This window comes from Caballeronia terrestris (genome assembly GCF_001544515.1).
In the GTDB taxonomy this organism is placed as follows: domain Bacteria; phylum Pseudomonadota; class Gammaproteobacteria; order Burkholderiales; family Burkholderiaceae; genus Caballeronia; species Caballeronia terrestris.
In genome coordinates this window covers 1-13,684 of sequence record NZ_FCOL02000093.1, presented here as the reverse complement: position 1 = coordinate 13,684, position 13,684 = coordinate 1, and the positions used below count along the sequence as shown (strand labels likewise).

Below are 13,684 nucleotides of genomic sequence, written 5' to 3'. Positions count from 1 at the left end.
TGACCTCGCTGCCGTCAACGAACGACTATCGGAATTTGAGTTCTGAACGGTCGGCGCGGCCTCTGCATGACGCTTACCGACTGTCGAATGGTGTGGAGCTTGATCTCAGTGCAGCGAGCATCGACGAACTGAGCACCGTGGTCCAGATGTTCGGGAGGATGCCGTGTTCCGGTTCGACGAAAATCTGAAGGTGTACCTGCACCGCGATCCCGTCGATTTCCGGTACGGAATGAACAGCCTGTCGATTCTCGTCGAACAGGCGATGCGCCTGAATCCCATGGATTCCTCGCTCTACGTTTTTACCAACCGGCGACGCGATCGCGTCAAGATCCTGGGCTGGCAGCACAATGGTTTCTGGCTGATGCTCAAGAGACTCGAGGCCAATGATCGCTTCGTCTGGCCTGACAGCAAAACCAAAGTCGTGACGTTGACCGTCGATATGCTGCACTGGCTTCTCGAAGGTGCCGACATTGCTGCTCTTCAGCGGCATCCGAAACGCCATTATGCTCGCGTGAGTTGAACACGGCATCGGCGTGCCGGTCTAAGTGGCATGCCGATCAACGTGACCATCGACGCTGACGAACTCAGGGCGCTCCGCGCGATACGTGAGGAGCATGACGCCCTTCAGTCAGAGCGTGACGGGTTACGCAGCGCACTGCGTCTCGTGACTGCGGAGCGCGACCTGGCTGAGGAACGACTGCGCGCTTACCGGCGCGAGCTGTTCGGCGCGAAGAGCGAAGCTCGCGCATCGGATCAGCCCGGTCTGTTCAATGAAGCCGAAGTGCTCGGCGCGAACGCAACACCCGCGCAGGAAGATACTCCCGAAACCAGGATCGCCGCGCACACGCGCAAGAAGCGCGGTCATCGCAAACCGCTCGATCCCAACTTGCCGCGCGAAGTCGTTCGGCACGAACTTCCCGAAGCCGAACGCTTCTGCAACCACGACGGCCACGCGCTCGTTGAGATCGGTGTCGAAACGAGCGAGCAGCTCGACGTGATCCCCGAACAGCTTCGCGTCATCCAGCACCAGCGCGTCAAGTATGCCTGCCCGTGCTGCGATCTTGGCATCAAAGTCACGCCCGCGCCGCTGCGCATCATCCCGCGTGGACTGCTCACGGAATCGGCGCTCGCGTGGGTCGCCTCCGGCAAGTATCAGTTTGGCATGCCGATCTATCGCCAAGCGGTCCTGCTGCGACGCTTCGGTGGCGACATCTCATCGAACACTCTCGCCGCGAGCATGGTCCGCGTCGGTCTCGCGACGCAGCCCGTTATCAACCTGATGCGCGACGCGTTGCTCGATGCTGACGTGATCTACTGCGACGAGACGACGTTCCAGGTCCTGAAGGAAGACGGGCGCAAGCCACAAACGAAAAGCTATCTCTGGTCGCAAATGACCTGATGGACCGCATACATTCGTTCCACGTGCGCGCGTCCTCCGGCCGGACCGACGCGGAGGTCGTGCTCGAACTAGCACGGACGATGTCGGCGTGGTTCTTCGCCGAAGGAGAGCTCGTGCGCGTTACCTGAGCAAGCGCAGGAATGCTTGTAGCAGAGTCGGGACGGCGAGCCGGCGAACTCGCCGTGCTGGACTCGCCCGCTCAATCCCTTCGCTATCCGCAGATGGTCTGTCGCATAGCCACGATAAGCGACGCCTGTCGCGTCGGCGACGTTTTCCCAGTGCCGAGTGAGTGAATTTGTCAGATCCGGCGGTGATCCCGCCCCGGAATCGCGGAGGGCATCTGCTTTGATTTGGCCGCCGCCGATCCGTGAGTGACCGCTTAGGGATGCAGCCGGAACCAGACTGGCGGAGCGTCGAACAACGCGCATTGGCCGGTCACTGCCCGACGCGGTCGCCCGAAACCGACCCACTGCCGTCGCTCGAACGAGATCGGGCTCGACGACAGCTTGCAAGGTACAACGGCCATCCACGCGGCCACCTTAGTGGGCAAGTCAACGGCCATTGCCGACATTCGAGTATCAGCGTTTAACAGGCGACTGCAGATTGCTTTCCTGACATTCGCGAGTCGGTAGCCGTGAATGACCGGTCTCACAGAGAGCGGATGCGTACTTGCGTCATGACGCGCCCGTCGTGCGCTTCCGTTATCCTCTCGCTTTCCGCAAATCCGGCAGCGATAAAAGTTGCGCGCTCCGGTGCTTCGCTGCGACGTTCTTCGCCTGACATAGTTTCCAACATTCACTCGGCTCTGAACTGTCTCCGCTTAAGGTTGCCCGCGCGATACCAACGTGCATTGCCGCCGCCGAACTCCTCAGTGATGTCCTCGTATGGCGGTCGCGACGATAACGCCCGAAACAAACGTGACGACAGCGACCGCCAGAATGGCATCAGCAAAGCCAAAGCGATCAGCGATAAAGTCCGCCGAAAGCTTGCCAATCGCATAACCGAGGTCTCGCCAGAGCCGATCCTGCTCAGTGATCGGGCCCGCCAGCCTGGTTCCGACGCGTCCGGTACTGCTGCAATCAGCCTCGGAAAGACCAATGCGGTGCCAATGCCGAGCAGCACGCTTTCGACCAACCACCACAAGAACTTTCCGATGAACGCCGTCAGAAATCGCCGATAGCCTGGACCCTCATGCCGGCGACAATAAGGCCCTTGCGGCCAATCAGATCCAGACCCACGGATAGGCCGGTCGCGCAAGCGCCACCGGCGCGAGTTCGTCGAGAGCCCGGCTATTCCTTTCCCTTGCCAGTCACCTGGAAAATACGGTCCCGTACGACGCCAATCGCCTGCTTGAGGGCGTAAATATCTTGAAGATATCGCTGCGGAATCCGTATCTGGCTGGCGTGCGCATCAATGTTTTCGATTTCATCCCGCCATTGTGCAATCTGGTCCGGGGTCGGCTGCCCGTTTCTCCATATTTCATCTTCCAGCGCTTTGATTTCGCGATACCAGACCACGAGCCGGTTTTTTATCCGCGCCTCCGCCATGCGCGGCAACGCCTCCAGCAGACCTAGCAGTAAGGCCATAAAGGGCAGCAGAATCAGCAGTCGTCTTTCGACAAAGCTGGCCAGCCAGAATGGAAGGTAGCGCTGCAGGAAAGGGCGGCCGGATTTGAAGTAACGCGTGCTGTCGTCAGAAATGGGAAATTCGTCGTTACTTAGGTTGGGAAAGGTGCCGATCGACGTGAAGTAATCTTCGCCGCCGTGGACGGTCTTGGCCGCGTCCAATAACACGTAGACCAAGGCTGGGTGCAGGGTGTCTTTGGACACCAGCAGAGCGGTCGCGGCGAGGAGCGTGACATCAGCCTGAGGACGATCATTGACGATACTGGTCAATGCGCGCGGGAAGATAATCTTGGAGAGGGACGGGAATTTTTGCACCAGCGCATCGGCCTGGGCAAAATTCATCAGCTTGAGATCGCTGTTGAGCAGCGTATTTTGCATCGGCGCATCGGGTCGGCCAATAAAGAACGCCGCATCCAGTTGACCGTTTTCGAGACCTTGGTAGGCCCGGGCCGCATCCATTTGCAGCAGCGTGGTGTTGTCGCCGGTGACCCCGCTATAGCCGAGCAACACCTGCGAGACATTGAGCAAGCCGCTGCCGGGAACGCCAATGGAAACCCGCTTGCCGCGCAGTTCTGCCAGCCGGTTGACGGTGGCGTCGCCCCGATAGAACACCCAGATCGGTTCATAGGAAACGGCAGCGATGGTCTGCAGATGGTCGGTTTCTTTCGGACTGGTGGTACCCGACTGTATAAAGCCCACTACATATTCGCTGTCCGGATTCTTCAGTCGCTCATAATTTTCAACCGAACCGGAAGATCTGCGGATATCAAGCTTTATACCGTCGCGCTTCAGGACGGGGGCATAGCGATCGGCAAACCCACGATAGATACCGTTGTCCGCCCCGGTTGTGATGATGATCGTGCGCTGGATGGCTGGCTCGAGTACTGTGGTCAGCGCCCAGCCTAGCGCGGCTAGCAGCAGGATCGCCCCAATGATGAGAAGCCGCCTGCGCCCAAGTGTCATGGGGACTTTCCGGCTACGGCGAAGCACCGGGTCGTGCCTAGGCATTATCAGTTCCGACGAATCGTCTGGGTGGCACCCTCGCCAACAGCCAAGTATATGGTCAAATCCCACCAATGTGAACACGCCCACATGGGATCGATTCCGGGAATCCGATACGCCTTCAGAGCCGCCCCCCGCGACGGACGGGCCAATTAAGACAACGCGCGGTTATGCCGATCGGATCCGTACATTTCCGCGCCCGATCTGTGCGATTGGCATTGTTACTTTCCGAGAACGGCGAGTGCTTCGCGCAGCGGGACCAGTGAAACCCGAACGACCCCGTCGAGCGGCGAGTTCAGTTCAAGGATCAAAAATATCGCCCCGGATGCTGACAACGCACACACGAGCAAGACTGCGATGGTCGTGCCGTTGTGGGGCGCGTACAATCCAAATGTCCCAAAAATAGCGACTAGCCACAGCACCAGGGCGACGAGAAGAGGCACGGGAATTGGGACCTTTTCCTTCAGTATCGCCAGCCATCGCGTAGCGAACACTTCATCAACAAGCAGAAGTGCACGCGCCTTGAGATCGCGCTGTATAGCGTCCTGTGGCGACAGCCCCTCTACCAACCGTTGAAAATCCTCGGCACGGCGGACACTTTCCGGATCGTCCATTCTGGCGAGTCGGGAAGGATCATCAGAAGCAAGTGTCGCGACCGTCGATGCGTACGCTTGCCTCAGCGCATCACGGACCGGTTTCGTTTCCGGTCCGTACTTGGCCAGCACGCGGTCGAGGCGAACGACGTGGGCTGCAGTGTCGATAAGCTCAGTGCTCACCGTATCGAAAGAGCCCTTCGCTGATGAGATCAGCAGGCCAAGTACTAACGCGGCCATGGTCGCGATAAGGCCGGTTGCGAGTCTTACGACCCCTGCCGATTCCTCATTAAGGTGATGTGCGGGCAACACCTTACGCAGATACAAGCCAACCACTACGCTGCCCGAAGCGCACGCAAAGACGACGAAGAAAATAAAAAAGTGGCGCATGTTTAACTCCGTTCCTTGGCGTTGCATGCCGGTAGCGGCGATGCAATATTCGGCGGTGAGACCGCGCCAGACAACCGTACGTCCTTAATGATTGAACCAGCGGTATTGCAGTGAAAGAGAAACGGTCTGGAAATTACCACCAACGCGCGTTATCAGCCCATTGGACCATGCGAGCTTCGCAGACCATTGCGCGGCAAGCGGGACCGACAACGTCACGCCGTATCGCACAGTTCGTTGGAGATCCTGATCTTCTACACCGTTTACGCTCGTCCGGCCGCCCGCGAAGTACGTCATGTCTGCCGCGAGCCACAATCCAGGCCGCCATGTATAGCCTCCATGCAACTGAAAGACGGGCATTGGCGCCTGGCTGCGCTGATGGCCCCGAAAAAAATCATCGTTGTCGGTGAATAACCAGACGCCGGCCGAACCTTCCACGAACCAATCGCCGAATGGGTGAGAGACGCCTAGTTCCGGTTTAAACGACCAACGATTCGATCCTACGTTGATCACCCGGGACGGCACGTACTGACCTGTCGGTGTAGTAACGGTCAGACTCGCACCCAGCGTTGTGGTCGGCGGACGCCGCGCGAATTCTTCCGGCGTAAGCGCGGGACCACCCAACAGATTCACCACAACCCTGAAAGTCGAGTCGCCCAGCCCCGATCGCCACGCGGTCCCGGGCAAACCTTGGATATTTCCAGTTATGTAAGCGTTGCTATAAGGTAGGGCCGCGGCGATGCTGGCGGCGTGACCACCGATGCCGAAGCTGTGGGAATAGCCGAGCAGAAACGTGTTGATTTTGGCGTTTACATCGGTGATTGGTAGCGTGGGATCGAGCGAGACACCCCCGGTGGATCGAGCGTAGCTCGCCACCACAAAGTTCGTTCCCACCGGCACCGCCGAGTAGGCACGCGGTTCCATCTCTTGCGCCGAGACGACCACAGACCAGAGCAGGCCAATGCAAGCCGTTGCATGACATAACCACCGCTCGACTCTGCTTACCGAGTGGAAACGAGACTGGCGTTCGATTGCGTCTGCGCGATCTGACCACACTGATGCCGCCGACAGGGCCGCGCATCGCAGTTGGGAAGAATCGCACCAGATCGTCTGCCGGCTTGGTCGTTCTCGTTCCATCCAGCAAACGCCTCCACACGCCGGTCAGAACGCGATTTTGTACGCCGTGCACAGGGTCGTCGCTGAGGGCACTCGTCCTTGCACCGCTGCTTCGCTATCAGGTCGTGGAACGCTGGAACGCGGCTCGAGTTTTAACTGAGCAGTCGCCGGGCCCGGCGACCGTCACACGACAGATACACAAAGTCACGTATCCGTTTCGGCGTATCTTTGTTTCAGTGGGCAGCCTCGGTCATTTAGGTCTCACGTATTGCGATAGTTCAGGAAAGGCGCCGTTTGCAAGCTCGTCTAGCAGTGGCTTGATGGTGTCCAAGGTAATCACCTTTTGATCGGCGACCTTGGCGAGGCGCTCACCCGTACCGACCCGCACCCTCTGCCCCAGCAATTCGCCAGTGACGCTATCCGTTCCCTCGACTTCGATAACGACGTACGCCTCTTGCGGCGTGCCGGTCGTGCTCCGCAGAGCCATCGTGGCGACGAAGGCCATCGGCACATACTGATAGGGCTTGAGGCCTTCGCCTTGCGCCGCGACGCTTGTAAAAGCCGCACGAAGCCGCAGCACTCCAGGCCCCGGACGATCAACGACCCTAAATCGCTGGCCCAGTGAGCGCTTAAGTGTTTCGTTGGAATAGGCCAGAATTTGTTGCAGCGTCTCGGCACTCACTTGCGGGCTAGGCCGTGGCTCAGGATAGAAGACGAGCGGATCGAGAAGTATCGCGTTATAGTTGGTCGGCGTAAGTTTTGGGCTCACCCATGTCCGAACGCTTCGCCCTAGTGGCAGATTCGAATAGTCCCGCAGAAAGCCCGAATCCTGCGTCGCATCGGTTTGTGATGGCGACGACGCACACCCTCCCAGCATCGCAGCGATGACAGCGATGCCAACCTTGCCTGCTATCGATTTCTTCACGACTAGTCTCCTTCTTTTGACGGTGGTCGAAGCGGAGTGGAACTGCTGTGCGCGGCGTTTAAATCGAAGCACGAAAGCGTGATGTAAAGCTTGTCGGAGGGTCCTCTTGGCGCGCTGCAGTGACGCCAGATGCTTATTTTTATAGTCAATCCGCATCAAGAAGCCAATCGGCGTTTCCCTGAGAAAAGACGCTGGTCTTCAATTTACTTACGGCTTACCATTGGGCCGATATCAGACGCGCGCAATCGAGCAGCGCGAAGGCAGATGCATCTGCGTCTGATTACGGTTATGGGACGCCACGCACACTACGCTCGGACGCGGCAGCGTCTAAGACGTTGCCACCTTCAGAAAGACCGGTGTCCACGACAGCAATACGGCTTCGATGCGGTTGCCAGTTCTTCCCCCACTGCCGGCGCTATCTGCGGCGTGATGCCCCCGCAGTCGTGTCCGGAAAGCGCACCAGTTCGAACAGTTCGACACCGCCCGACAGGAGTTCTACGCGCCTTCTGGCATAACCAGAGTGAACTAGCGCGATGCCCGTAGCCACATCGTCAGTCGCCCCGAAATATTCATCATCGATATTTCGGCCCCCGATACTCGTTGCGATGCCGTCAGCAGTAACAGACTTGTTGCGCATGCGATGATTCAGTCGCGCGGAATCAGTGAGGAAGCCAACGAACTTAGATGTGCGGATTCTAAACGACTTGAACAGCATCACCTCAATATTCGAATGAGCATCAAGCGCCGCCAGCGTGCCATCGGGAGTCGAAGGAATGCCGTTGTCGTCGAGCAGCAGGCGCACCCTAACCCCACCGGGCGGCTCCTTCGCGGAGCGCTTCCAGCAACAGCGTGCCCGTCAGGTCATTGAGCCAGATGTAGTATTGAACTTCGGGTGAGCGCTGAGTCGAGCGGGCGAGATCCACCCTCGCTGCGAATGCCTCGAGAGGATCAACGAGCGGATCAATCCCCGTGAGGCCGAAATGCTTTTCGAGCTTGCTCGCAACGTTCTGTCCAGCTGTGTAGCACCGACCTTGGTGCGCCGCCGTACGATTCGCCTGCCTCCAGCGTACCTGTCAGTTCGGCAACAACGCGAGACTGCGCATGCGGCTGCAGTCTAACGGTGCGGAGAAGGTACGTGATGAAGAAATCGTTCGCAGGCAAGCTGGGTCTCATCCTCTTTGCGGTGATGCTCGGAGGAATGGCGTCTCAGCCAAGTGCCCCACTGGAGGGTTCGGGCTTCCTGAGGGACTACTCCGATCTCGCGGAGACCAAGGACGCCCGGGGTAATACGATTTGGGCCTGGGCGAGCCCCAAGCTCAAGCCCGCTAACTACAATGCGATACTGCTCGATCCGCTTGTCTTTTACCCGGAGCCCAGGCCGAGCGAGCAAGTGAGCGCCGAGACGCTGAAACAAATCCTTGCCTACTCCAACGACTCACTTAAGCGGTCGTTCAGCCAGCGATTCAGGGTAGTCGATCGTGCCGGGCCCGGCGTGTTGAGGATTCGTGCCGCGTTCAGCAGCGTCGCGGCGCGAGGCCAGGGCCTCAAGCCCTACCAGGTCGTACCCATGGCCTTTGTGGCCACGATGGCCTTAAGGACGGCGACTGGCAAGCCAGAACGGGCGTTCATCGTGGTCGAAGTTGAGGGGACGGACAGTACCACGGGTGAGTTGCTGGGGCAGCGGGTGCGTGTGGGGATAGCCGAGCGCCTCGCCAGGGTTGCCAGTCAACAGGTCATCACGTTGGACACGCTGAAACCGTTGCTGGATGAACTGTCCGCCGGTGCATTTCCGGAACTGGCGAACTACGTCAAGCTCAAGTGAGTGGGATCGCATCCGGCTTGCCGCGCAATCAAATTGGTCGAGCATGAAAAATGGGTGTCAACGATGCTGCACGTGCACTAACATCATCAATGCAGACACACTGCCGGAATCACATAGTCCATGACGCCGGCTTATCTTCGAAAGTTGTGTCCATACAACCGAAGAGGCACTGTGATGGACAACGCGCTTCGCAGGGCAACCAGCGGCATCTCTCACTTCCTCAAACTGGAAGCGGCGGGCGGTCTGCTGCTCATGGCCGCAGCAGTTCTCGCGCTGATCTTCAGCAACTCGCCGCTCCGGCACGTGTACGATGATCTGCTCAAGATCCCTGTCGAACTGCGCTTTGGATCGTTCATTATTGCCAAGCCGCTTCTGCTCTGGATCAACGACGGATTGATGGCCATCTTCTTCCTGCTGGTCGGCCTCGAGGTCAAGCGCGAGGTGATCGAAGGGGAACTGTCCACTCCCGCGCAAGTGGTGCTACCTGTCGCTGCCGGCGTGGGTGGAATGATAGTCCCGGCACTTATCTATGTCCTTATAAACCGTGGAAATGGCATGGTCTTGAACGGCTGGGCCATTCCCACGGCCACTGACATTGCTTTTGCGCTCGGCATTCTGTCCCTGCTCGGCAACCGGGTCCCCTTATCGTTAAAAATTTTTCTGACCGCGGTGGCGATTGCCGACGACTTGGGCGCAATCGTGATCATTGCATTGTTCTACACCGCCGATCTATCTCTCCCGATGCTATTTTTGGCAGCCGTCGCAGTTGCGGTGCTAACCGCCTTGAACTGGCAGAAAATCACGAGAATCGCACCTTACATTATTGTCGGCGTGATTCTGTGGATATTCGTTCTGAAGTCAGGCGTTCATGCGACCCTTGCAGGCGTTGCAATCGCTTTCGCGGTACCGTTGAAGACGACGGACGCCGACGGCCACGCTCCCCTGCACCAGCTTGAGCACAGCCTTCACCCCTGGGTGGCGTTCGGCGTTTTGCCGATCTTCGCTTTTGCTAATGCCGGTGTTTCGTTCGCTGGCATTGCGCCTTCGGCGCTAGCCGAGCCCTTGCCGCTCGGTATCGCCGCAGGTCTTTTCATTGGGAAGCTCGTCGGCGTCTGCGGGGCGTGCGCCGCGCTCGTGCCGTTCGGTCTGGCGAAGCTTCCTGAGGGGGCTACCTGGAGCCAGATCGTTGGAGTCGCCGCTCTGTGTGGCGTCGGTTTCACGATGAGTCTGTTCATCGGCTCTCTCGCCTTTGAAGGCCCCGAATACTATACGCCCCTCCGGTTGGGCGTGATCGCAGGCTCAACGTTATCGGGCCTTACGGGTTATCTGCTTCTGAGGTTCGCGGGGGGGCATTCCAGGACGACCTCATCTGAGCAGGCTCTATAGGCGATCCCTGGCCTAATGAGGTGCATCGTGAGCCTGGACACGCTCGAAACGCTGATGGCCGCGTCCCTAGTACTTTTAGTCGGACGGCAGATCCTTGCCCGAACACCCTTACTGCGAACTTACAGCATCCCGGAACCGGTGGTCGGCGGCTTACTTGTAGCGTTGCTGGTTTTTGCGTTACGAGGTGTCTTCCGCATTGATGTGCGTTTCGATACGACAATTCAGGTACCGCTGATGCTCACATTTTTCGCCACCATTGGGCTTAACGCGGATCTGGCAGGGTTGAAAGCGGGCGGGCGAGCTCTGCTTGTTTTTCTTGGTGTTGTAGTCGGTCTGCTCGTGATGCAGGATGCGCTCGGCATCGGCCTCGCTTGGACGTTGGGACAAGATCCCCTTCTCGGGCTGCTCGGAGCGTCGGTGACGCTCTCTGGCGGCCATGGCACGGGTGCGGCGTGGGCTAAGGTATTCGCCGAGCGTCACGGCCTCGCATCGGCGACGGAGATTGCTATTGCGTGTGCCACGTTTGGCTTGATCCTTGGAGGTCTGGTCGGCGGCCCGGTCGCGCGTTTTCTGATCACGCACCATCATCTCGCGCCTGCGCCGGAAGTCAATCTTGCAGGCGCGACAGGTTTCGAACAACCAAAGGCTGTTCGGCCGATTACGGCGGATGCCGTCATTGAAACAGTGGCGCTAATAGCCGTTTGCCTAGCTGTCGGCTCCGCACTCGCATCCCAGTTGAGCGGCACAGCGTTCGAGCTTCCTGCCTTTGTATGTGTATTATTCGTTGGCGTCCTTTTGCGCAATGGGCTTGCCGTGCCCGGTTGGTATCGGGTTTTTGAACTCGCCGTGTCCCTACTTGGCAACGTTAGCCTCAGTCTCTTTCTCGCGATCGCCTTGATGAGCTTGCGCTTGGGGGATCTAGCCTCGCTCGCGCTGCCACTTCTCGCCATCCTAATCGTGCAGGCGATCGCGATGGCGTGCTACGCCATGTTTGTCACCTTTCGCGTTATGGGGCGCAACTATGACGCGGCGGTGCTGGCTGCCGGGCACTGTGGCTTTGGGCTCGGAGCCACGCCCACTGCGATCGCCAACATGCAAGCCATTACGGCACAATTTGGCCCCTCCCATTTGGCCTTTCTGGTAGTACCGATGGTGGGAGCCTTTTTTATCGACATCGCGAACGCAATCGTCATTAAATTGTTTCTGCTGTTGCCAATTTATCTGTAGCGGGAGCGTTGGGCGCTGCGCGAGTCAGGTGCCTTCCCCGAATCGGCACGTTGGGCTTTTCAGTGGACACACGACACGTAGGCCCGCTGTGGGTCGTGGTCGATACTCACTCGACCGTCGCTGAGATCGACGACCTTGTGTTTGCGGTTCCCCGCGAAGGTGTGCGACCAATATTTGCTGCTGCCGCCCCAGCCATAAAAGCCGCCGGGATGACGAGCATCGTTCCTCGGCGCGACGATCGCGTATTTGCTCGCCTTCGTGGTACTGCGATCACGGTTCGCGTAGACGAACAGCGCCGTCAGCTCTTCCACCGTCGGCAACCGCATATGTCGCTTCACACAGTGGTATAACGCGTCGTGGTAGTCGTAACGTGACACCCGGGCTCCATTGAAAGCGTCCCGGGGACTCTTTTTCGCGCGCGGGATTCTTATCTCCCAAGGATCCGTGTCCCTCACGGGGCGGCTGAAACAGTTTTGCAGAGAGAAGACCGTCGTTCCGCCTCCATCCATCGGGTAGCTCCCCTCAGGCATGCATATTTCTTCCTTGGCGACCATCGAGTCCACCGGTGCTGCGGCGGATGAAATACTCGAACTCTGAATCAATGCGACGATTATTACTGCCCGGGGCAACAAAGATCTCAGCATGGCGAGGCTCATAGCAGTCCGATAACGATGTTGATGACCGGCCCACGCGACAAACCGGTCTCATTTGGGCCTCAACTTGAATGTTTCGCGCTCAGGCTACAGGCCTCGAAGAAAGGCGGCTTAAAGAATAATACAAGGCGGCCTGTTTCAGTTTGCAAGACCCGACCCAGACGAGACGGTCATCGTTTGCCACCGGCTGCCAACGCCCAATAAAGCGTGATTCGAAATGTAGCCCGTCTTTACTTACGGCCAATCAGTTCATGAAAGTCACCAGCCCGTTGTGCAAGTCGTACATGGAGCCGACGATCATAATTTGCTTTTTCTTTTCGAGATCGGCAAGGACCGTACTATTTCCACGTATTGCATCGACTGTATGCTTGACATTCGACCTCGCCACGGCATCTACAAATTCGTCGTTCTTGCTGGTGCGATCGCCTTGAAATTGGGTTGCCTCGACCGATGGTTTGATCGTATCAAGCAGCCCCGTGAGATTTCCCAACTCCACACTGTCGATGGCCCCTTTGATGGCGCCGCACGCAGTGTGTCCCATCACCAATACAACCTTCGCGCCAGCTACCGCACAGGCGAACTCCATACTGCCAAGCATGTCGCGGTTGGCGATGTTCCCCGCCACCCGTGCGTTGAAGGTATCCCCAATGCCCATGTCCAGGATGATCTCGGCCGGTGCGCGGGAGTCGATGCAGCCCAGGATAATTGCTGCCGGATACTGGCCTGGCGCAGTGGAACGCTTCTGCGCAAGAAAATCCTGTGACTTCATCTTGCCGGACCGAAATCGCTGATTTCCTTTTTTCATCATTTCGATGACCTGCTCCGGCGTCAGTGCGTCTCGCTGAGACTTCGTCAGTGCGGCAGCCTCGACAACATTCGGTCCAAACCCGAGGCCAGTTAACAATGCTGCGGCGCATGTGCCGGCTCCTTTCAGCAACGCTCGCCGCTTGTTTTGGTTTGCATGATTAGCCGCACAGCAGTCCTGTATCGATTCCATATCGACCTCACATCGTGTGATATCGAACACCTTACAGCGGCGCATTCAACCGGTCCGAAAACGGCCTAACCTTCTCGCCGGACACGGCGTTTACCCAGTATCGACGAAGATCGGTAAAAATCAATCCGCATCCCCATGCAATCGAGTGATCTCTGCGGTACAAACGTCGGTGAATACGCAAGAAGTTCGAACTCGACGTTCAGCAGGAGGCGCAAATGAGAATCGTCCCCGAGTCCGTGTTGAACGCCCTCTTTGATCGCGGCGGCTTGAAAGGCGTCTTCGATCACGCCAGGAACCTACCACTACTGTGTTAACAACCATTCAGTTGTCCGCCCGCAGCACGGACACCGATCAAGACGGGCAAGCAATGCGGCAGCAATTGAGATGGAGTCTTTTTTTGCCCGTCCAGGCGTTCGGTGACGAGAAAGCCATAGGCCGCTATGCACAGGGTCGCGTGGTGATGAAAGCCGCGCCAACTGAGATTGACCCGGGAAAACGGACACCTATCCTTTGGATAAGGGGGTGCCAAAATGGGCAAGCATCGAGCACCGT

The 13,684-nt window shown here is 58.1% G+C and carries 11 protein-coding genes and 5 pseudogenes; 7 read left to right on the top strand and 9 right to left on the bottom strand.

Features of this window, described 5'->3' with window-relative positions:
- The 4 genes and pseudogenes from AWB67_RS42295 to AWB67_RS43060 all read left to right on the top strand — a co-directional run.
- Window positions 1-188 (top strand): annotated as a pseudogene (locus tag AWB67_RS42295) (hypothetical protein); the annotation flags it as partial.
- Complete coding sequence (gene tnpB / locus AWB67_RS31590; protein WP_087660029.1) at window positions 164-520, top strand: IS66 family insertion sequence element accessory protein TnpB; 357 nt, start codon at window positions 164-166, stop codon at window positions 518-520. The pseudogene AWB67_RS42295 and the gene tnpB, both read left to right, overlap by 25 nt.
- Before the next feature lie 30 nt (window positions 521-550).
- Window positions 551-1,393: pseudogene (locus AWB67_RS31585) on the top strand (transposase); the annotation flags it as partial.
- A gap of 5 nt (window positions 1,394-1,398) precedes the next feature.
- The gene (locus tag AWB67_RS43060) at window positions 1,399-1,527 is read left to right on the top strand and encodes a hypothetical protein (RefSeq protein WP_268808127.1); all 129 of its coding nucleotides are present in this window, start codon (window positions 1,399-1,401) and stop codon (window positions 1,525-1,527) included.
- A 740-nt stretch (window positions 1,528-2,267) separates the two neighbouring features.
- Here AWB67_RS43060 and AWB67_RS42290 read toward each other — a convergent pair.
- From AWB67_RS42290 to AWB67_RS42285, 6 genes and pseudogenes are all read right to left on the bottom strand, one after another.
- Window positions 2,268-2,628 (bottom strand): annotated as a pseudogene (locus AWB67_RS42290) (MFS transporter); the annotation flags it as partial.
- A gap of 60 nt (window positions 2,629-2,688) precedes the next feature.
- Window positions 2,689-3,987 carry a TAXI family TRAP transporter solute-binding subunit gene (locus tag AWB67_RS31570; protein WP_087660028.1) on the bottom strand — a complete coding sequence of 433 codons (1,299 nt, stop codon included), beginning with the start codon at window positions 3,985-3,987 and terminating at the stop codon, window positions 2,689-2,691.
- A 260-nt stretch (window positions 3,988-4,247) separates the two neighbouring features.
- Window positions 4,248-5,009, bottom strand: a complete 762-nt coding sequence (locus AWB67_RS31565) for a bestrophin-like domain (RefSeq protein ID WP_087660027.1) — start codon at window positions 5,007-5,009, stop codon at window positions 4,248-4,250.
- Window positions 5,010-5,093: 84 nt separating this feature from the next.
- The gene (locus AWB67_RS31560; protein ID WP_235025437.1) at window positions 5,094-5,930 is read right to left on the bottom strand and encodes a transporter; all 837 of its coding nucleotides are present in this window, start codon (window positions 5,928-5,930) and stop codon (window positions 5,094-5,096) included.
- 442 nt (window positions 5,931-6,372) lie between these two features.
- Entirely contained in the window at window positions 6,373-7,047 is a 675-nt protein-coding gene (locus tag AWB67_RS31555; protein WP_159965021.1) for a DUF3313 domain-containing protein, read from the bottom strand.
- A 544-nt stretch (window positions 7,048-7,591) separates the two neighbouring features.
- Window positions 7,592-8,060: pseudogene (locus tag AWB67_RS42285) on the bottom strand (phospholipase D-like domain-containing protein); the annotation flags it as partial.
- Between the two features lie 125 nt (window positions 8,061-8,185).
- Between AWB67_RS42285 and AWB67_RS31545 the strand changes: the two are divergent.
- The 3 genes from AWB67_RS31545 (at window position 8,186) to gltS (ending at window position 11,482) form a co-directional block, all read left to right on the top strand.
- Window positions 8,186-8,869 (top strand): DUF3313 domain-containing protein, encoded by a 684-nt coding sequence (locus tag AWB67_RS31545; RefSeq protein ID WP_087660024.1) that lies wholly within the window; start codon window positions 8,186-8,188, stop codon window positions 8,867-8,869.
- Window positions 8,870-9,043: 174 nt separating this feature from the next.
- A complete protein-coding gene (gene nhaA / locus AWB67_RS31540) occupies window positions 9,044-10,255 on the top strand; it encodes a Na+/H+ antiporter NhaA (RefSeq protein ID WP_087660023.1) in 1,212 nt (403 codons plus the stop codon).
- A gap of 27 nt (window positions 10,256-10,282) precedes the next feature.
- The gene (gltS, locus tag AWB67_RS31535; protein WP_374729867.1) at window positions 10,283-11,482 is read left to right on the top strand and encodes a sodium/glutamate symporter; all 1,200 of its coding nucleotides are present in this window, start codon (window positions 10,283-10,285) and stop codon (window positions 11,480-11,482) included.
- 59 nt (window positions 11,483-11,541) lie between these two features.
- Here the strand turns inward: gltS and AWB67_RS31530 are convergent, their stop codons facing one another.
- The 3 genes and pseudogenes from AWB67_RS31530 to AWB67_RS42280 all read right to left on the bottom strand — a co-directional run.
- Entirely contained in the window at window positions 11,542-11,859 is a 318-nt protein-coding gene (locus AWB67_RS31530) for a hypothetical protein (RefSeq protein WP_125477749.1), read from the bottom strand.
- Window positions 11,860-12,379: 520 nt separating this feature from the next.
- A complete protein-coding gene (locus AWB67_RS31525) occupies window positions 12,380-13,132 on the bottom strand; it encodes a carbonic anhydrase family protein (protein ID WP_087660021.1) in 753 nt (250 codons plus the stop codon).
- 310 nt (window positions 13,133-13,442) lie between these two features.
- Window positions 13,443-13,684 (bottom strand): annotated as a pseudogene (locus AWB67_RS42280) (hypothetical protein); the annotation flags it as partial.

Excerpts from the sequence above, each read along its gene's own strand:
- AWB67_RS43060 (WP_268808127.1), top strand. The coding sequence starts at position 1,399 with ATGGACCGCATACATTCGTTCCACGTGCGCGCGTCCTCCGGCCGGACC.
- AWB67_RS31570 (WP_087660028.1), bottom strand. The coding sequence starts at position 3,987 with ATGACACTTGGGCGCAGGCGGCTTCTCATCATTGGGGCGATCCTGCTG.
- AWB67_RS31565 (WP_087660027.1), bottom strand. The coding sequence starts at position 5,009 with ATGCGCCACTTTTTTATTTTCTTCGTCGTCTTTGCGTGCGCTTCGGGC.
- AWB67_RS31560 (WP_235025437.1), bottom strand. The coding sequence starts at position 5,930 with ATGGAACCGCGTGCCTACTCGGCGGTGCCGGTGGGAACGAACTTTGTG.
- AWB67_RS31545 (WP_087660024.1), top strand. The coding sequence starts at position 8,186 with ATGAAGAAATCGTTCGCAGGCAAGCTGGGTCTCATCCTCTTTGCGGTG.
- nhaA (WP_087660023.1), top strand. The coding sequence starts at position 9,044 with ATGGACAACGCGCTTCGCAGGGCAACCAGCGGCATCTCTCACTTCCTC.
- AWB67_RS31525 (WP_087660021.1), bottom strand. The coding sequence starts at position 13,132 with ATGGAATCGATACAGGACTGCTGTGCGGCTAATCATGCAAACCAAAAC.